This window comes from Pseudomonas sp. IT-P2 (genome assembly GCF_949767575.1).
Lineage (GTDB): Bacteria > Pseudomonadota > Gammaproteobacteria > Pseudomonadales > Pseudomonadaceae > Aquipseudomonas > Aquipseudomonas pharyngis.
Genome location: NZ_CATKQA010000045.1, coordinates 292578 through 309832, shown reverse-complemented (window position 1 = coordinate 309832; position 17255 = coordinate 292578). Strand labels below are relative to the sequence as shown.

Below are 17255 nucleotides of genomic sequence, written 5' to 3'. Positions count from 1 at the left end.
GCCTGCCATGTTAAGTAGAACTGCCTCGGATCTGTACTGGATGTCGCGTTACCTGGAGCGGGCGGAAAACCTCGCACGGATGCTCGATGTCAGCTATTCGCTGTCGCTGATGCCGCAGGACGGCCGTGGCGACGGTCTGCACGAACTGGCGATGCCGCTGTTGATCACCGGCACGCTGGACGATTACCTGGAACGCCACGGCGAGTTGCATGCCGAGCGACTGCTGCACTTCTTCGCCCTCGACGCGGCCAACCCGGCAAGCATCTACAGCTGCCTAGGTGCGGCACGGGCCAGCGCCCATGCGGTGCGAGGACGAATCACCGCTGACATGTGGGAGAACATCAACGCCACCTGGCTGGAGATCCGCGGGATCGCCAATCAGGGCCTCAGTCGCTACGGCATGAGCCGTTTCTGCGAGTGGATCAAGGAGCGTTCGCACCTGTTTCGGGGCGCGTCCTACGGCACCATCATGCGCAACGACGCGTTTCGTTTCATTCGCCTGGGTACGTTTATCGAACGCGCTGACAACACGTTGCGTCTGCTCGATGCGCGTTACGAAATGGCAGGCGATCAGGCGGAAGCCGTCAGTGACGGCACCGCTCACGCCTATTACCAGTGGAGTGCGCTGTTGCGGGCCTTGTCATCGTTCGAGGCCTATACCGAGATCTATCGCGATGCGCCGGGCGCCCGGCATGTGGCCGAGCTTCTTTTGTTGCGTGCGGATGTGCCGCGTTCGCTGCGGGCCTGCACCGAAGAAATCGACCAGATTCTGGCGCAGTTGCCTGGGGCCAACGGTCGTCCCGCGCAACGACTGGCGGCGGAAATGGACGCGCGTCTGCGCTACACCGGTATTCAAGAAATCCTTGAGGAAGGGTTGCACGCCTGGCTCACCGAATTCATCCCGCTGGTGCGCCAGTTGGGCAACGCCATTCACAGTTCCTACCTGGAGGCCGCATGAGACTTTCCATCAGCCACGAGACCACCTATCACTACGAAGATCAGGTGCGCGCGAGCATCCAGTACCTGCGCCTGACACCCCACGACAGCGAGCGTCAGCACGTGCTGAGCTGGCAGCTTGACCTGCCGCGCCCGGTGCGCGCCCAGCTCGATCCGTTCGGCAACATCCTGCACGTCCTGACCATGGACGAGCCCCACGAAGCGATCATCATCGGCGCCCGGGGGCAGGTTGATATCGACGAATTGCGCGAGGCGGAGCACGAGAGTCAGTCGGCGCTGCCGTTCCTGCGGTTCACCCGGCTGACCGAGGCTGACGAGGCATTGCGGGCGTTTGCCGAGAAGTCCTGCAAGCAACGACGTGACCGCAACGCATTGATCGATCTGATGCACGGTTTGAACCAGCACATGACTTACAAGCCGGGTTCCACCGAAGTCGACACCAGCGCCGCCGAAGCGTTTGCCGGGCGAGCGGGTGTTTGCCAGGATCACGCCCATGCGTTTCTGGCCTGCGCGCGCAGCCTTGGCGTGCCGTCACGTTATGTGTCGGGTTATCTGTACAGCGAGGATTGCGAGCATCTGGCCAGTCACGCCTGGGCCGAAGCCTGGATCGATGACGCCTGGTACAGCTTTGACGTGACCAATGAACTGGCGCGGCCGGAGCGGCACCTGAAACTGGCGGTGGGTCTGGATTATCTGGATGCCTGTCCGGTGCGCGGCATGCGCCGGGGCGGCGGGTCAGAGCAGATGCACGCGAAAGTGCTGGTGTCGCCGACACCAGCGCCAATCATCTCGGTGCAGCAGCAGTAAACGATGTGGTCGGTTTACTTGGCGGGCGCAACCTTGCGCCCGGCCATGTGCTGCAAATACCCGATCAGTTTCTGCAGATCCGCATCCGGCAACACCTCGGCGTTAAACCCCGGCATCTTCGCCTGCGGCCACTGACGCAGACTCTGCGGATCGCGGATGTAGCGCTTGAGGAAGTCCGCGCCGAAGTACTCGGTCGGGTTGTACGGGATATTCAGATCCGGCCCAAACTGCGCATCGCCCGCGCCATTCAGGCGATGGCACGCCAGACAATTCTTCTGGAACAGCGCGAAACCCTGATTCACCGGGTCATCGGCCTTCAACGCAGGGGCCGGCAACAGGGCAGGGAAGCGTTCGGCCACCGGTGCCATGCGCTTGATGCTCGCCACTTCGAATGGCCATTGTTCCGGGCTGATATTGCCGGCCTGCGGATCGGTCCACACCAGATAAAACGGCCCGGCGCTGTGCTTGCCTTCCGACAGCGGCGGCCAGGGCTGCGCCGGATCTTCGATGGCCAGCCAGGCGCGTGAGCCTTGGGTTTTTAGTAATGGAGCCGCAGACAGCTCAGCGGCAAAACCGTCCAGCGCTACGGCTTGCAGGTGATCGTCCGGTTTGATGCCGGTCAGCAGCGCGGCAATCGGCACGGCCCGATAAGTCATGTCCTTCTTGTAGGACACATCATTCTTGATCGTGAGGGTTTGTACCTGAGGATGCTTGAGCAACTCCTCGGTCTGCCAGGTGCGGCTGTTCGCGCCCAGCTCCAGGTTCAGCTGCGCGGCAGTCAGGGGCATGCTCAGCAGCATGGCCCCGAACAGAATGAGCGTTTTCAAATGATCGCCGTCCGTGTCGTGGAAGTGCGCAAAGGTTGGCACAGCCACGCTGGCCCGGATAGCGGGCCAGTCACATTTTCAGTGGCGATAAACAATACCTGCCGCTTGAGTCAGCCGAGGACCTTGGTCAGGTTCGGCAGAATCAACAACAGCGTCGTGGCGAAAAGAATGAGCCCTGCTTGCCGTACTTTTGGTTGTTTGAACATGGCTTGACCGCCTTTTTTGTTATTTCCTGATGCCTGCCTGCATATCCATGATGGCAAGCGCTGCACTTCCTGTTGAAGAACGTCTGCCTCGGCAAAACCCGACGACAACAACGTACATCTTCACCTTAGGGCCCGCGTCACGCTTCGCTTAGATCCATTTCGTATGTACTTGCTACCGGTTGCGATTAAAAAGGCATGAGGCCCATTGCCAGCTTCTTTGCCGCCCGTTTGCTAGACAGCTCGCACACCTGAACCGGTTAACCAAGCCATGGATGACCGTCCGTCTGAGCGTGCGCGTCAACGTCATTGAGCGCTGTGGTCATTGAATCCGTCGCCTGCGAAGACAACAGTGACAGCACGAATTTCACTCACCGCACAGGTTCGAGGACGTCATGACCCAAGCTTTGATTTTCGACGCGTTACGCACGCCCCGTGGCAAGGGCAAGGCCGATGGTTCGCTGCACAGCGTCAAACCGGTGAACCTGGTGGCCGGGCTGCTGACCGCTTTGCAGGCGCGCACCGCGCTGGACACCAGCCAGGTCGATGACGTGGTGCTCGGTTGCGTCACGCCGATTGGCGATCAGGGCTCCGACATCGCCAAGACCGCCGTGCAGGTGGCCGATTGGGACGTCAGCGTCGCGGGTGTGCAGATCAACCGCTTCTGCGCCTCGGGGCTGGAAGCGGTGAACCTGGGGGCGATGAAAGTGCGCTCCGGGTTCGAGGATCTGGTAGTGGTCGGTGGTGTGGAGTCCATGTCCCGCGTGCCGATGGGCAGCGACGGTGGCGCCTGGGCGCTGGACCCGCAGACCAACCTGCACAGCCACTTCACGCCACAAGGCGTTGGCGCCGACCTGATCGCCACCCTTGAAGGCTTCAGCCGCCAGGACGTCGATGCCTACGCGCTGCATTCGCAACAGAAAGCCGCCCGTGCCCGGGCCGACGGTTCGTTCAACAAGTCGTTGGTGCCGGTGCAGGACCAGAACGGCATCATCCTGCTCGATCACGATGAGTTCATTCGCGCCGAGTCGACTCTTGAAGGTCTGGGCAAGCTCAAGCCGAGTTTCGAAATGATTGGCCAGATGGGCTTCGACGCCACGGCGTTGCGGGTCTACAGCCATGTCGAGCGGATTAACCATGTGCACACGCCGGGCAACAGCTCGGGGATCGTCGACGGCGCGGCGCTGATGTTGATCGGCTCCGAGGCCAAGGGCCGCGCGTTGGGCCTGCAACCCCGGGCGCGGATCGTCGCCACGGCGGTCACCAGCACCGATCCGACCATCATGCTCACCGGCCCGGCGCCGGCCACTCGCAAGGCGTTGGCCAAGGCCGGGCTGCGGGTGGAAGACATCGACTTGTTTGAAGTCAACGAGGCGTTCGCCTCGGTGGTGCTGAAGTTCATCAAGGACATGGCTGTCGACCCGGACAAGGTCAACGTCAATGGCGGCTCGATCGCCATGGGCCACCCGCTGGGCGCCACCGGTTGCGCGATCCTCGGCACCTTGCTCGATGAACTGGAAGCCCGGCGCCTGCGCTACGGCCTCGCGACACTGTGCGTCGGCGGCGGCATGGGCATCGCGACCATCATCGAACGCCTCTGACCCCAAGGAATCCTGTCATGACCCAAGCCATTCGTTACGAAAAAGGCCAGGACGGCATCGTTCTCCTGACCATCGACATGCCGGGCCAGAGCGCCAACACCATGAACGCGGTGTACCGCGAAGCCATGGCCGAAAGCGTCGCCCGTTTGCAGGCGGAAAAAGATGACATCGCCGGGGTGATCATCACCTCGGCCAAGAAAACCTTCTTCGCCGGCGGTGACCTGAATGAACTGATCAAGGTCGGCAAGCCCGAAGCCAAGGCCTTCTATGACATGGTGCTGACCCTCAAGGGCCAGTTGCGCACCCTGGAAACCCTCGGCAAACCGGTGGTCGCGGCGATCAACGGCGCGGCGCTCGGCGGCGGCTGGGAAATCTGCCTGGCCTGCCACCACCGCGTGGCACTGGACGATGCGTCGGTGCAGCTCGGTTTGCCGGAAGTGACCCTCGGCCTGTTGCCGGGCGGCGGTGGCGTGGTGCGGATGGTGCGCATGCTGGGCATCGAAAAGGCTTTGCCGTATCTGCTTGAAGGCAAGAAAGTCCGTCCGCAGCAGGCGTTGCAGGCGGGGCTGATTGATGAACTGGCAGCGGATCGCGATGAGCTGCTGGCCAAGGCCCGGGCCTGGATTCTGGCCAATCCCGCGGCCGTGCAGCGTTGGGATGTGAAGGGCTATCAGATTCCCGGCGGCACGCCATCCAATCCGAAAGTCGCGCAGATGCTGGCGATTGCGCCGTCGATCCTGCGCACCAAAACCCAGGGCACGTTGCCGGCGCCGGAGAAGATTCTGTGTGCGGCGGTGGAAGGCGCGCAGGTGGATTTCGACACCGCGCACCTGATCGAAACCCGTTATTTCACCGAACTGACCACCGGCCAGATCTCGAAAAACCTGATTGGCACCTTCTGGTTCCAGCTCAATGAAATCAACGCCGGCGGATCGCGGCCGCAGGGTTTTGCGCCTTATGTGACGAAGCGCGTGGGCGTGCTCGGCGCGGGCATGATGGGCGCCGGGATCGCCTATGTCAGCGCATCGGCCGGGATCGACGTGGTGCTCAAAGACATCAACCTCGCGGCTGCGGAAAAGGGCAAAGCCCATTCGGCGGCATTGCTGGACAAGAAAGTCGCTCGCGGGCAGATGACTGCGCAGCAGCGTGAAGCGGTGCTGGCGCGCATCCATCCGACCGAAAGCGACGCCGATCTGGCAGGTTGCGATCTGATCATCGAGGCGGTGTTCGAGGATCGTCAACTCAAGGCCAAGGTCTCGGCAGCAGCGCAGCAGGTGGTCGGCGCCGACGCGGTGATTGCTTCCAACACGTCGACCTTGCCCATCACGGGGTTGGCGACCGCAGTACCGGATCAAAGCAAGTTCATCGGCCTGCACTTCTTCAGCCCGGTGGAAAAGATGCCGCTGGTGGAAATCATCAAAGGCGCGCAAACCAGCGACGAAACCCTCGCACGCGGGTTCGATTTCGTACTGCAAATCAAGAAAACCCCGATTGTGGTCAACGACAGTCGCGGTTTCTTTACTTCTCGAGTATTCGGCACCTTTACCAATGAAGGCATTGCCATGCTGGGTGAGGGCGTCAGTGCGCCGATGATCGAGACCGAAGCGCGCAAGGCCGGGATGCCTGTCGGACCGCTGGCGATCTCCGACGAAGTTTCCCTCAGCCTGATGAGCCATATCCGTCAGCAAACGGCCAAAGACCTGCAGGCAGAAGGGAAACCGCTGATTGAGCACCCGGCGTTCGCCGTGATTGACTTGCTGCTCAACGAATACAAGCGGCCGGGCAAGGCAGCGGGAGGCGGTTTTTATGAGTACCCCGCGGGTGGGCAGAAACATTTGTGGCCCGAGCTGAAAACCCGTTTCGAGAAAGCCGACGGGCAGATTTCGCCCAAGGATGTGCGTGATCGACTGCTGTTCGTGCAGGCCATCGAGACCGTGCGCTGTGTGGAGGAGGGCGTGCTGACGTCGACGGCGGACGCCAATGTCGGCTCGATCTTCGGCATCGGTTTTGCGGCATGGACGGGCGGCGCGTTGCAGTTCATCAATCAATATGGCGTGAAGGACTTCGTCGCGCGGGCGCAGTACCTGGCGGAACAGTACGGCGAGCGTTTCGCACCGCCTGCGTTGCTGCTGGAAAAAGCCGCGAAAGGCGAGTTGTTCTAACGGGGAGGGGAGGCATTTCGGGGCTTGCCTTGCCGGGTGGTTTCAAGGCAGGCTCTGGGGTGTGCATTATTCCCATCACGTGTCAGGTATTTTTTATGTCGCTACGCATCTGCATTCTGGAAACCGACATCCTGCGTCCGGAACTGGTCGATCAATATCAGGGTTACGGGCAGATGTTCCAGCGCCTGTTCTCGCAACAGCCGATCGCCGCCGAGTTCACGGTGTACAACGTGATGCAGGGCGACTATCCGAGTGATGACCTGACTTTCGATGCGTATCTGGTCACCGGCAGCAAGGCCGACTCGTTCGGCACCGACCCGTGGATCCAGACCCTAAAGCAATACCTGCTGACCCGCTACGAGCGGGGCGACAAACTGCTCGGCGTGTGCTTCGGCCATCAGCTGCTGGCGCTGTTGCTGGGCGGCAAGAGCGAGCGTGCTACTCAAGGCTGGGGTGTCGGCATTCACAACTACAAACTGGCGGCCAAGGCGCCGTGGATGAGCCCGGTGCGCGAAGAGCTGACGCTGTTGATCAGCCACCAGGATCAGGTCACGGCGTTGCCGGAGAACGCCACGGTGATTGCTTCCAGCGATTTCTGCCCGTTCGCCGCGTACCACATCAACGATCAGGTGCTGTGCTTCCAGGGGCATCCGGAATTTATCCACGACTACTCGCGAGCGCTGCTGGATCTGCGTCAGGATGCGCTGGGCGAGCAGGTGTACAGCAAGGGTGTGGCCAGCCTGGAACATCAGCACCACGGCACCACCGTTGCGGAATGGATGATGCGTTTCGTGGCGCACAAGCCGACCGCCGCTTGAATTCGAACGCCCTCGTGCTTTGCACGGGGGCGTTTTTTTAACTTACAACCAGCCCGATTTCTTGAAGCTTGCCCACAGGCTCAAGCAGCCGACCGTAATAAAGCCCAGCACGCCGAAATAGCCGTAGTGCCAGCTCAGCTCCGGCATGTTCTGGAAGTTCATCCCGTAGATCCCCGCCACTGCCGTGGGGAACGCCAGAATCGCCGCCCACGCGGCGAATTTGCGCTGCACCACGCTCTGGCGTGACGCCTCCAGCAGCACGCCGATTTCGATGGTCTGGCTGGCAATGTCGGCCAGGGTGGTCAGGTCTTCCATCTGCCGCGTCACATGGATCTGCACATCACGGAAGTACGGGCGCATGTTCTTGTCGATGAAGGGGAAGCTCAGCTTCTGCAGCTCCTCGCCGATTTCCACCATCGGCGCCGCGTAACGGCGCAAACGCAAGACGTCTCGGCGCAGGCCATGGAGTTTCTGGATGTCGTGTTCATTGAGCGCACTGCACAGCACGTTGCGTTCCAGCTCATCAATCTCTGCATGGATCGCTTCGCCCACCGGCTGATAGTTTTCGATCACGAAATCCAGCAGCGCATACAGTACGAAATCTTCCCCGTGTTCCAGCAACAGCGGCCGCGCCTCACAGCGCTGGCGGACATGGGCGTAGGACGCCGAATGGCCATTGCGGGCAGTGATGATGTAGCCCTTGCCGGCGAAGATATGGGTTTCGATGAACTGCAGAATCCCGTGCTCGCGCACCGGCGAGTAGGTGACGATGAACAGCGCGTCGCCAAAGGTTTCCAGCTTTGGCCGGCTGTGTTTTTCCAGAGCGTCTTCGATGGCCAGTTCGTGCAGGTTGAACTGGCGTTGCAGGTTGGACAGTTCCTGGGCACTCGGCTCTTCGAGTCCGATCCAGACAAAGTGGCCGGTCTTGGCGGCCCAGGCCGCACCTTCGTCGAGGGAAATATTGGTGACTTTCTTACCAGCGCTGTAAACCGCAGCAGCAACAACTCGACCCATGGTGTTGATTCACTTCTTCTTGGCAGATGGCAGGGGAGACATGGCTTCAGCTTAGCCGTGTCGCTGCTTGAGAGTCAGTGAAATCTGCACAGTTCACCGGGCAAAAGAAAACCCGCACGGGGCGGGCTTCTTTTTCATGCGGCTTGCAGCTGCCGGTCCATCGCATCGATGCATTCGCGCATCTGCTCGCGGCATTGGTTGATGAGCATGGGCATGTCATCCATGGTCAGGCCAGCGGTAGGAATTGCCGGCAGCGAGCGTATGAGAACTTTCCCGCTGTGCCAGCGGTTCAGACGCATGTGCTTGATGTAGCTGCTGACACACACCGGAACGATCGGCACCCCGGCGGCGATGGCCATCTGGAACGCGCCTTTTTTGAATGGAAGCAGTTCTTCACCCAGGTTGCGGGTGCCTTCCGGGAAGACCCAGATCGAGGTGTCTTTGTGCTGCAAAGTGTCGGTGGTGGTCAGCATCGACTGGCGCGCCTTGTGCGCGTTCCCACGATCGATCAACACGTTGCCCGCCAGCCAGAACAGCTGCCCGAACAGTGGCACCCACTTCAGGCTTTTTTTGCCGATGCACACGGTACGACGCGGTACCACATTGCCGAACACGAACAGGTCGTAGTTGGACTGATGGTTGGCGATGATCACGCAGCTGTCGGGCTTGTTCATCAACGGCCCGACATCGGCTTTCACTCGCAAACGCAAAATGCACATGGCCGGCAGTGCATAGAGACGGGCGCACAGGCGACTGTTGTCCGGATTGAATGGGCGGCACAGCCCGAGGATCACACCGAGGATTCCCGCCAGAATAAAGTGCAGGCCCATCAACAACATACGAAACACGAACAGCATTTTAAGGCCCATCGGGACAAAAGGTGGCGCAGTGTACGGATGTGCACTGTTTTCGGCAATTGTCGCTATAGAGTCCGGAGATGGGCGATGTTTAAGCGCATGTTTCCGACTTGTTGGTCAGAGGCGTCCTAGAGCTGCTGCAGAGTTTTTAACTGGTCGTGTAAGAAAAAGCCCGACACGACGGTCGGGCTTTTCAGAATCGGAATGAGCCGGGTATCAGCCCAGATGCTCTTGATCCTGGATGATCGCGTTGTCCAGGGCTTCCAGTAGCGCCTTGCGTACTTTCAGCTTGGTGTTCTTGTGTGCGGTCATGTTGATTTTCTTCAACTGACGTGCGGCGGCGAGGGCGGCGCCTTGCAGTTCATCGGCCGCGACCACTTTGTCGAGGAAGCCGGCATCCACTGCGCTTTGCGGATCAAACATCTCGCCGTTGATCACCGAGCGATGGAAGGCCGAGCGACGCAGACGATCACGAGCCAGCTCGATACCGGCATGGTGCATGGTCATGCCGATCTGCACTTCATTCAGACCGATGCTGAACGGGCCGTCGACACCTATGCGGTAGTCGGCGGACAACAGAATGAATGCACCTTTGGCCACGGCGTGACCCGGGCAAGCGACGATCACCGGGAACGGATGCGACAGCAGACGACGGGCCAGAGTCGAACCGGCAGTCACCAGCGACACCGCCTCTTTAGGGCCGGCGGTCATTACTTTCAGGTCGTAGCCGCCAGAGAGAATGCCCGGCTGGCCGGTGATGATCACAACGGCACGATCCGCCACCGCCTGATCCAGCGCCGCGTTGAAGGCCGCGATCACGTCCGGGGAAATGGCGTTGACCTTGCCGTTGCTCAGGGTCAGGGTCGCGATACCGTCTTCGAGGTGGTAGGCAATCAGGTCGCTCATGGCGCAATTCCTTATAAGAAAGATGGGCAGACGTTACCCACCGTCGTCGGTCAGGTAAAGCACTGTGACTGACCCGCCAGTCACTGTTTACTGGCCGATGCGCTGCAACGCGCCCGGTGCCTGACGCCTGCGCGCCTATCTAGAAGGGCCGCGTTTGCCCGAGATTGGCCGGATCGCCATGGACTCTCGATGGCGGTCGCGGCTTTTTCGCTTAACCGCATGAAAATTCTGAAAAAAAGTTTGCCATCAGAAAAGCTTTCGACTACATTAGCGCGCCTCGACAGACAGAACATGTTTGAAGAGATACGGTGAAGTGTCCGAGTGGCTTAAGGAGCACGCCTGGAAAGTGTGTATACAGGAAACTGTATCGAGAGTTCGAATCTCTCCTTCACCGCCAAATTCAGTAAACGCAAGCCCCTGATTTTCCTAGAGAAAGTCGGGGGTTTGTGGTTTTTGGCATCTGAAAATTGGCGATATGGGACTGATATGGGACTAAAGGTTTTTTTTGCCGCGTTTTGATGGTGGTGTGGTTAAAAACACAGTCCCACCCGGAAAGGACTTTGCTTACAATTGGCCATCATTCATGCAAGGAGCAGTAAAGATGTCACTTGAAGAGGTTAAAGAAATTCAGCACGTCCGTGATCCCCGAATGGTCAACGAAATGATCAAGGTTGGTTGGGTGTTGATTGACACAAATCCTGGCACTACTGAGGACGGTAGCGCCTGGCCGCTTTACATCCTAGGTTGGAAGCATAATCGCGTTGCAGTCAGAGTTAAGCAGGATTGGTAATTCGAGTTTTAATTGGAAAGGAGTCTCCGATATGCCGATGATCGATACCGATCTACTCAAACCCTTCAGTGAGATTGCACAGGCAAAGTATCAGTTTTTTGAAGCTGCTTTGGATGAGGTGAGAGCACGTAAAGATCGCAAAAGCGAAGATCTGGCTGGTTTTCAAGTGGCTGAAAGAAAAGCTGAATACGCTTTGCTTGACTACAGAATTGCTAGCGGGAATTTAGCCTACGAGGTGAACCGTGCGATCGCCAAGGCTGAGAGCGAGGCTGCTTTAGGCTAAGAGTAGGGCCTGTTACAGAAAATGCAGCTGATAAAAAGCCCCACCTATACTCAGGTGGGGCTTTTTTATTTCTGATTAACGCGTGCTATCTGGAGTTCTGTGGGTAGGTACCCAGGTAGAATCCGGACGGCTGGTTGGTGGTAGGCGGGTATTGTCAGGAACGGTGGCGTAGTTGGGACGCTTACCGCCGCGTGGCCCTTGTTCTTGAAAAATACCGCCGTTGTTACCGGTATTGGAACCGGGAGTTTTGCCATTTGCCATGAGGATTCTCCTTAGGCGATAAATGCGCATGAACCCCGAAGCTGCGGCCGCAACAAGTTGTACGCTGTACAAACAATGCGCGTACGCATAGAATCTCGCTCCTCAGGTTCTGCGCTTGGGTAGCCGTAAAGGGGACCGTCTCGACAACATTCCCCCTTACGGCCGATTGAGTCCCGCTTTCGCGGGACTTTTCATTTAGGCCAAAAAAAGCCAATTTCTTACAAGCGTTAGTCATAAATTTGACTAATCGCCTCATTGCGTCTGGTTCTGTCTGCTTGTTGACACTCTAATGATGGCCATCGGAGACATCAAGCGTTTTTTTCGCTTTTTCTTCATGTGTATATCTTTATATTTTGTGCATAAACCTGTGGATAAAATACACGCCATTGCCGGCATCCCCCAATTTATTCAGCCTTGTGGGGTTGGTTAAGCAAAAATAATTCTGTTTGTACGTTTTTTGATCAGTGTATTGATTTGCCTCTATGGTCAATCTCTTACAAAGCATCTGCGTAAAAATCACGCCTTTATGCTTCTTGTAGGATAATGCTTACACGCAATAGCGATTTTCGATCTCCCTTTGATTTTTGCGAGTCTGGGGGCTTGTCTTCAAAGCTTCAGTGCAATTTGCAAAATCCCAACGACATCCGGCCCATCCTCATTAATCCACGTCCCATAGTGCTGCCGAATCATGTTCCCGTTGGTATGCCCCATCTGCTCGGCAATCCAATCAATCGAAGCCACGCCCGTAGTCAGCAACTGACTGGCATAGGTATGCCGACACTGCCCAGGCCCCCGATAACGAACCCCGGCCGTGTTCAAGTGCGCTTTGAAAAAACGATCCCGCACAACGAAGTCACTGACATGCGGCAGACCGCTCTTGGTATTCAGAAACACAAAGTGCAGCTTATGCTGCCGAACGGTCTTGTTATCCCGTTCAACGATATCGACTGTCTGCGCCTTCTTGGCCTGATTCATCGCATCGATCTTACGTAGCGCATCCCATGCAGGCTCTAGCAGCCGTACCTTTCGCGTCGAACGTCGGGTTTTCGTGACGCGATAGGCTCCGCGCACCTTTGACCGGCGAAACGTCACTGTTCCTTGCTGCAGATCGACATCCTCCCAAGCAAGCGCGATGGTCTCCGAGACCCGTGGCCCCGCCCAAATCATGAACTGAATCATCAGCAGCTCTTGCACACGATGCGTCGGCGTCTCAAGGATCTGCTTGATCTCCGCCCTGGTAAACGGATCCGGTGCCTCTGGATCGGGCAATCGCACAAACAGCCCCTCAGTCGGATCGTGCGCAACCTTCTTGCGAGTCCGGTAAAGCCGAAATACCTGCCGGACATTGCAGATAATGTCTCGGATCGTCTTGTTCTTCAGCCGCGTCGACAATGTGTCCTGCACCCACTCCTGTAGGTCCAGATGGTCAATTTGGTCGATCTGAACCTTGCCCCAGCGCGGCCGCACATGCACTTCGGCCTTGTTGGCATAACCTCGATAGGACGTAGCGGCCACGCTGTTACTTTTGATCTTCAGCCATAGATCGAGATAGTGGCCGAATGTGTTCTCGACAAGATTGGCCGAGTTTGGAAAGTGCCGGCTGTAGTTGAAGGTGCCGGCCTGAATCTCGTATTCGATGATGTTAACCAAACGTTCTGCTTGCTCCCGATTGGCCGCAGTGTTGCCGCCGGGGATAAGCTCCCGATATCGCTTGCCGTTGAAACGGAAATAAACCCGGACCGAATTCCCTCGGGCTTCTACCCCATGCGCCATATGCACCTCCTGTGCTGTTCGAATTTCGCTCGGTGTTCCATCAAATGTGCAGTTGTGGCGTCCGGCTCACTCCTGCCTCAACAACCAAAACAACCCAGCACTTCTTTTCCGCGCCTGAGGCCCCCCATTCCGAACCTCCTCAACCCGGAGCCGATCCGCAGCCACCTGCCGCGCCTTGCTGCATTTGCGATGATTCCCATGCGCCCGCGACCTGCCGCACTGATCGCAAACCCCGTTCAAATCCAGACACCAGGGGAAAGCTTTCCTTTTCTTCATAACGCCCCCCGACCAAAGCCGAAACGCCCGACGTGTAAGCTGACATTTCGCCCAACAGAGCAGGGCACATCCAAGGGCTCTAGAACCTCTATCTGCATCGTGTTTCTCCTTTACACATCCCGGCACTACGGCGCCGGGTGATCCCTTCATTGCTCGTCGTTACGCCTGCTGGAAAATCCAGCAGCGCACCGTGGTGCTCCTTTTTGGCGTGCCATTAATGACGGCCCGCGACGCACGCACCGCGCTGTAAACCGCCTTATTGGTCTCCACCCATTTACGGCTACGGCTATTCACCAACAGCCCGCGCAATGTCTTCAGGTCGGCGAGGTTCTGCCGATGCTCACTGGCCTTTTCGGCGAATTCGTTGAGGTTGATTGCGATGAGTTTCGGGTCGGTGCTGTGATTGACCTGCGGGCCTTCGCCCAGGCTTTCGAGGTATTCGAAAACCTCCCAAAATTCGGCAACCAGTGGGTGGTCTGCGCTGATCGCGGCCTGCCGTTCCAGTGCCATGGTCATCAGCGCCTGCTGCGTCGTGGCGACGTGGTTATCCTCGAGCGGGCAAACCAGACGCAAGCAATCGACCAGGGCCATCAGCTGGCTGTGGTTCTTGATGATCCGTTCCACGCGGATGTCTTTGAGCTTGCGCAAATGCTGTTCGTGAACGAGTACTCGCTCGGCAAACTTCGCCATCACCTGGGCTTCAGCACGCACGGCCAGCAGCAGGAAGTGGCTCAGTTGCTCGACCGGGATCAGGTTCAGGTTGTCCGCTGCTGCACGGCTCTCGGTGGTGACTTCCGGGCGTGCAAAGTGCGATTTGATAATCCGCGTCAGGATCGCTTCAGACGCGCTGACATCGGCGTTCTGGCTGATCGCAATTGCGCCCCGGAACGGCGGTTCGTAAGTCTCGTTGCCACTGGTTTTCATGCCTTTGGTGCCGAGCGTGCCGCCGCCGTAGAAGTCCTTCAGCTCGTCCCAGTCGAAACCCTTGGCGTGCGCCTTGTCCGGCTCGTTGCGGTCACCCTCGATCAGCACGACGGGCATGTTGGAGACCTGGCCCATGGCGCGCTGACGGCCGGCGCGGGTCGATTTCGACGGGTCAAAACCTTCATGCTCGCGGCCGAGCAATTTCCACAGGAAAGTCAGCAGCGTGGTCTTGCCGGCGCCGGCCTCACCGGTGACCTCGAGGAACGGGAAGGATTTGTACTGCGCGCGGATCTGCTCGGCGAACAGCGAGCCAAACCAGAAGGCCAGGGCGACGATGCCCTTGGCGCCAAAGCACAGCCACAGCATCGGCAGCCAGTCGGTCCGGTACTGCTTGGCGTCGCGCTGGATGTGCATGGCGATCGACTTCTGCAGCGTCTTCAGCCGAAGCTTGCCGAACTCGAAAAAGTCCTCCTTGTTCACCACGCTGACGATGCCGCCACGGACGGCAAGGTCGCCGAACACGTAGCAACTGTGCAGTTTGCTGTAGCCGATGAAGTCGATGGTCTCGACGGTCTTCAGGCCGAACAACTGGTCCTTCATGATCTTGTCGAGCTGCTGCCCGCTGCCGGTGAACACGGCGCCGGCGGCCATGCTGAGCAAACGCTTCTTGAACTCGCTGGCGGCGGCGACCTGGCCACCGGTGAAAGTGTTTTTCACGCTGCCGCTGTCGTGCGGAAAATCGACGCGGAAGTAGTACCAGGATTCGTCGGTGACTTCGTTGCGCTGGAAGTACAGCGCCTGCGGGTAGCAGTTGGCGATTTCGACGATGCCACCGCATTGGCGCAGAGCCTTCTGACGGCGCTGTTCTTCAGTGAGAAGCTGGTCTTCATGGCGATCGGAAGTTTCCAGCGAGTGCATCGCTTTGCTGAACTTCTCCAGGTCCATTTTGAACCAGTACAAACGGTGGTCGAACCCGAAGTGAAATTCATGGCGCTCGCGCCAGTCGTACATCAGTACGCCTTTCTCTGAGGCGCTTTCGGCGATCAACAGTGAACCATGGTAAAGCGCGGTGGCCAGGTCCTTTTTGACCTGCTCGGCGCGCTCGTTTTTGTCATCGATGAACGCCCAGCGTTGATGCAGATCGTTCCAATCGATCTTGCGACTATCTCGCTGCGGAACCTGCGCGGCGCCGCATTCGTAGCCCAGCGTGCGTGCCTGCCTAACCCAACGCTTGGTGTACTTGTGCGCGCCGGGTTCGTTGTCCAGCGCCCACACCAGTTTGGGTAGCTTGCCGCCGCGCTGGCGCGACAGCTCTTTCAACGATTCCTCCGGATAGGCGCCGGACGACATCGCCGACACCGCCGCAATGCCGTTATGCACCAGAGCAATGGCGTCGAAGATGCCCTCGACAATCCACAGCTCTTTGACCTCAAGCAGCTCGATGCTCGGTGGGCACCACCAAACACCACGCGGGCTGTCGCCGGGTTTGAACCGCGCTTTCATTTTGCCGAATCGGTGCGGCCGATCGATCAGGCGTTCCCAGTAGCCGCCTTTTTCCAGCGCGAAACGCACCGTCGCGCTGCCGGCATTCAGCTCCTCGGAAAAATACGAGTCCTGCGTATACCAACCCTGAATCAGTTCATGACGAAAGCCCCGGGCAAACTCGAGGTAAGCCCGGGCTGTCGCCTGGGGGAATTGCTCGGAGGAGGGCGCCCGCTTGCTCCAGTCATCGAACAGGTCTTCGTAGATCTCCTTGAGGTGCCAGCGCTGAGCGCACTTGCCCTCACGACCACAGATGATCAGCCACGGCTCAGAGTAGCGGGCGTATAACTCCTTTTGGCCGCAAGCCGGGCATTTGCCGCCCCGCAGATAGTCGGTGCTCAAGCGACGCTTGAGCCCGTAATCATCCGCGAGGCGCTGCAATACATCGGCATGCAGCGCGCTGGTGAAGCTGTTCACCAAGGCGTCTTCGCCCAAATGCAGGTGGAGAGGGCGGTGATCAGCTGCTGCTGTGCCGCCATCGCAGGGATTGCCGCATGCAGTGCTGAGCGTCGTTCGGTAATAGGAATAGAGCTGAAACGCTCCTCATCCCAATGCTTTTTAAATAGGGCGACTTGCAGCAGACGTGCGTTATCCAGCAAGCCGCACGCTTCAATCCGGGTCAGTGTGAGGGTGACGCAAAGAGTATCTTCCATAAAAGCCTCGATTTTTAAGCATGGCATGCCCATCACCCCGCAATACGGGGATGCCAGAAATGGAGATGGGCGGTAGGGTGGGTTACGCGGAAAGCGCTTCGACTTGCTGGATGTCAGTCCAGGCCAGATGCACCAGTTTCGCCGCGAGGCTGGCCGGCACTTCCAGCGCCACAATCAAATGACGTTCGGCACTGATGAACAGTCGATCAGAGTCCACCAGGTACTCTGCTCGATGACGCAACAAATAGGCGTACGCGGCGTCCTGCATGCAGGTGCGGTAGTCCGGGGCAAAGTGGGTGGTGTTCATTGGTTGGCCTCCAGTCCCTGGATCGGGATCAGCTTCAACTGCTCATCGGCCGGTTTCATCGCGGACCGACGTAGTGCTGCATCCGCCAAAGGGAGTCGCACGGCAGGATTCGCCATGCCGCTGGGGCTCATCTCATGCGTCATTTCGAACTGCGCCCGAACGGACCAGCCGCAGGCTTCATTCAGGCATTGCAAATAAGCGACGCGGAGAAATATGTGAGTGCCTTCGCTCGTGCGTATTCGCATCCGAGACTGGCAGTGAGGGCAAACGAGTTTGTAAGTGCTCAATGACGGC

At 58.5% G+C, this 17255-nt stretch carries 16 protein-coding genes and 1 tRNA gene; 8 read left to right on the top strand and 9 right to left on the bottom strand.

The window, feature by feature from the left end; genetic code table 11:
* Positions 1-7: 7 nt before the first annotated feature.
* Both ACM6JM_RS23130 and ACM6JM_RS23125 read left to right on the top strand, forming a co-directional pair.
* Complete coding sequence (locus tag ACM6JM_RS23130; protein WP_007959974.1) at positions 8-958, top strand: alpha-E domain-containing protein; 951 nt, start codon at positions 8-10, stop codon at positions 956-958.
* Positions 955-1764, top strand: coding sequence for a transglutaminase family protein (locus ACM6JM_RS23125; RefSeq protein ID WP_085710657.1), 810 nt, complete (start codon positions 955-957; stop codon positions 1762-1764). The genes ACM6JM_RS23130 and ACM6JM_RS23125 overlap by 4 nt, the downstream gene beginning before the upstream one ends.
* A 14-nt stretch (positions 1765-1778) precedes the next feature.
* On the opposite strand, the gene ACM6JM_RS23120 is transcribed toward ACM6JM_RS23125, so the two are convergent.
* The gene (locus ACM6JM_RS23120) at positions 1779-2564 is read right to left on the bottom strand and encodes a c-type cytochrome (protein ID WP_414882621.1); all 786 of its coding nucleotides are present in this window, start codon (positions 2562-2564) and stop codon (positions 1779-1781) included.
* Between the two features lie 625 nt (positions 2565-3189).
* On the opposite strand from ACM6JM_RS23120, the gene ACM6JM_RS23115 reads away from it, so the two are divergent.
* The 3 genes from ACM6JM_RS23115 to ACM6JM_RS23105 all read left to right on the top strand — a co-directional run bounded on the left by ACM6JM_RS23115 (position 3190) and on the right by ACM6JM_RS23105 (position 7375).
* Entirely contained in the window at positions 3190-4395 is a 1206-nt protein-coding gene (locus ACM6JM_RS23115) for an acetyl-CoA C-acetyltransferase (protein ID WP_039769940.1), read from the top strand.
* 17 nt (positions 4396-4412) lie between these two features.
* Positions 4413-6557: a 3-hydroxyacyl-CoA dehydrogenase NAD-binding domain-containing protein gene (locus ACM6JM_RS23110; RefSeq protein WP_134334373.1), complete on the top strand. Its 2145-nt coding sequence runs from the start codon at positions 4413-4415 to the stop codon at positions 6555-6557.
* A 95-nt stretch (positions 6558-6652) separates the two neighbouring features.
* Positions 6653-7375 (top strand): amidotransferase, encoded by a 723-nt coding sequence (locus ACM6JM_RS23105; protein ID WP_103387045.1) that lies wholly within the window; start codon positions 6653-6655, stop codon positions 7373-7375.
* A 42-nt stretch (positions 7376-7417) separates the two neighbouring features.
* On the opposite strand, the gene ACM6JM_RS23100 is transcribed toward ACM6JM_RS23105, so the two are convergent.
* The 3 genes from ACM6JM_RS23100 to ACM6JM_RS23090 all read right to left on the bottom strand — a co-directional run bounded on the left by ACM6JM_RS23100 (position 7418) and on the right by ACM6JM_RS23090 (position 10152).
* Complete coding sequence (locus tag ACM6JM_RS23100) at positions 7418-8389, bottom strand: magnesium and cobalt transport protein CorA (RefSeq protein ID WP_414882573.1); 972 nt, start codon at positions 8387-8389, stop codon at positions 7418-7420.
* A gap of 134 nt (positions 8390-8523) precedes the next feature.
* Complete coding sequence (locus tag ACM6JM_RS23095; protein ID WP_085613517.1) at positions 8524-9246, bottom strand: 1-acylglycerol-3-phosphate O-acyltransferase; 723 nt, start codon at positions 9244-9246, stop codon at positions 8524-8526.
* Between the two features lie 216 nt (positions 9247-9462).
* A complete protein-coding gene (locus ACM6JM_RS23090; protein ID WP_414882572.1) occupies positions 9463-10152 on the bottom strand; it encodes a crotonase/enoyl-CoA hydratase family protein in 690 nt (229 codons plus the stop codon).
* Between the two features lie 307 nt (positions 10153-10459).
* On the opposite strand from ACM6JM_RS23090, the gene ACM6JM_RS23085 reads away from it, so the two are divergent.
* The 3 genes from ACM6JM_RS23085 (at position 10460) to ACM6JM_RS23075 (ending at position 11225) form a co-directional block, all read left to right on the top strand.
* Positions 10460-10549, top strand: a tRNA-Ser gene (locus tag ACM6JM_RS23085).
* Between the two features lie 204 nt (positions 10550-10753).
* Positions 10754-10942, top strand: coding sequence for a hypothetical protein (locus ACM6JM_RS23080; protein ID WP_414882571.1), 189 nt, complete (start codon positions 10754-10756; stop codon positions 10940-10942).
* A 31-nt stretch (positions 10943-10973) separates the two neighbouring features.
* The gene (locus tag ACM6JM_RS23075) at positions 10974-11225 is read left to right on the top strand and encodes a hypothetical protein (RefSeq protein ID WP_414882570.1); all 252 of its coding nucleotides are present in this window, start codon (positions 10974-10976) and stop codon (positions 11223-11225) included.
* An 867-nt stretch (positions 11226-12092) separates the two neighbouring features.
* On the opposite strand, the gene ACM6JM_RS23070 is transcribed toward ACM6JM_RS23075, so the two are convergent.
* The 5 genes from ACM6JM_RS23070 to ACM6JM_RS23050 form a co-directional block, all read right to left on the bottom strand.
* On the bottom strand, positions 12093-13259 hold the full coding sequence (locus ACM6JM_RS23070) for an Arm DNA-binding domain-containing protein (RefSeq protein ID WP_414882569.1): 1167 nt from the start codon (positions 13257-13259) through the stop codon (positions 12093-12095).
* 435 nt (positions 13260-13694) lie between these two features.
* The gene (locus ACM6JM_RS23065; protein ID WP_414882568.1) at positions 13695-16418 is read right to left on the bottom strand and encodes a bifunctional DNA primase/helicase; all 2724 of its coding nucleotides are present in this window, start codon (positions 16416-16418) and stop codon (positions 13695-13697) included.
* The gene (locus ACM6JM_RS23060; protein ID WP_414882567.1) at positions 16415-16654 is read right to left on the bottom strand and encodes a hypothetical protein; all 240 of its coding nucleotides are present in this window, start codon (positions 16652-16654) and stop codon (positions 16415-16417) included. Before ACM6JM_RS23060 ends, ACM6JM_RS23065 begins: the two co-directional genes overlap by 4 nt.
* An 82-nt stretch (positions 16655-16736) precedes the next feature.
* Positions 16737-16961, bottom strand: a complete 225-nt coding sequence (locus ACM6JM_RS23055; protein ID WP_414882566.1) for a hypothetical protein — start codon at positions 16959-16961, stop codon at positions 16737-16739.
* Positions 16958-17248 carry an ogr/Delta-like zinc finger family protein gene (locus ACM6JM_RS23050; RefSeq protein ID WP_414882565.1) on the bottom strand — a complete coding sequence of 97 codons (291 nt, stop codon included), beginning with the start codon at positions 17246-17248 and terminating at the stop codon, positions 16958-16960. The genes ACM6JM_RS23055 and ACM6JM_RS23050 overlap by 4 nt, the downstream gene beginning before the upstream one ends.
* Positions 17249-17255 lie beyond the last annotated feature (7 nt).

Bases quoted from the DNA above. Each gene is read 5' to 3' on its own strand.
- ACM6JM_RS23125 (WP_085710657.1), top strand. From the start codon at position 955: ATGAGACTTTCCATCAGCCACGAGACCACCTATCACTACGAAGATCAG.
- ACM6JM_RS23055 (WP_414882566.1), bottom strand. From the start codon at position 16,961: ATGAACACCACCCACTTTGCCCCGGACTACCGCACCTGCATGCAGGAC.
- ACM6JM_RS23090 (WP_414882572.1), bottom strand. From the start codon at position 10,152: ATGAGCGACCTGATTGCCTACCACCTCGAAGACGGTATCGCGACCCTG.
- ACM6JM_RS23130 (WP_007959974.1), top strand. From the start codon at position 8: ATGTTAAGTAGAACTGCCTCGGATCTGTACTGGATGTCGCGTTACCTG.
- ACM6JM_RS23095 (WP_085613517.1), bottom strand. From the start codon at position 9,246: ATGCTGTTCGTGTTTCGTATGTTGTTGATGGGCCTGCACTTTATTCTG.
- ACM6JM_RS23060 (WP_414882567.1), bottom strand. From the start codon at position 16,654: ATGGAAGATACTCTTTGCGTCACCCTCACACTGACCCGGATTGAAGCG.
- ACM6JM_RS23120 (WP_414882621.1), bottom strand. From the start codon at position 2,564: ATGCTGCTGAGCATGCCCCTGACTGCCGCGCAGCTGAACCTGGAGCTG.
- ACM6JM_RS23075 (WP_414882570.1), top strand. From the start codon at position 10,974: ATGCCGATGATCGATACCGATCTACTCAAACCCTTCAGTGAGATTGCA.
- ACM6JM_RS23105 (WP_103387045.1), top strand. From the start codon at position 6,653: ATGTCGCTACGCATCTGCATTCTGGAAACCGACATCCTGCGTCCGGAA.
- ACM6JM_RS23100 (WP_414882573.1), bottom strand. From the start codon at position 8,389: ATGGGTCGAGTTGTTGCTGCTGCGGTTTACAGCGCTGGTAAGAAAGTC.
- ACM6JM_RS23080 (WP_414882571.1), top strand. From the start codon at position 10,754: ATGTCACTTGAAGAGGTTAAAGAAATTCAGCACGTCCGTGATCCCCGA.
- ACM6JM_RS23115 (WP_039769940.1), top strand. From the start codon at position 3,190: ATGACCCAAGCTTTGATTTTCGACGCGTTACGCACGCCCCGTGGCAAG.
- ACM6JM_RS23110 (WP_134334373.1), top strand. From the start codon at position 4,413: ATGACCCAAGCCATTCGTTACGAAAAAGGCCAGGACGGCATCGTTCTC.
- ACM6JM_RS23070 (WP_414882569.1), bottom strand. From the start codon at position 13,259: ATGGCGCATGGGGTAGAAGCCCGAGGGAATTCGGTCCGGGTTTATTTC.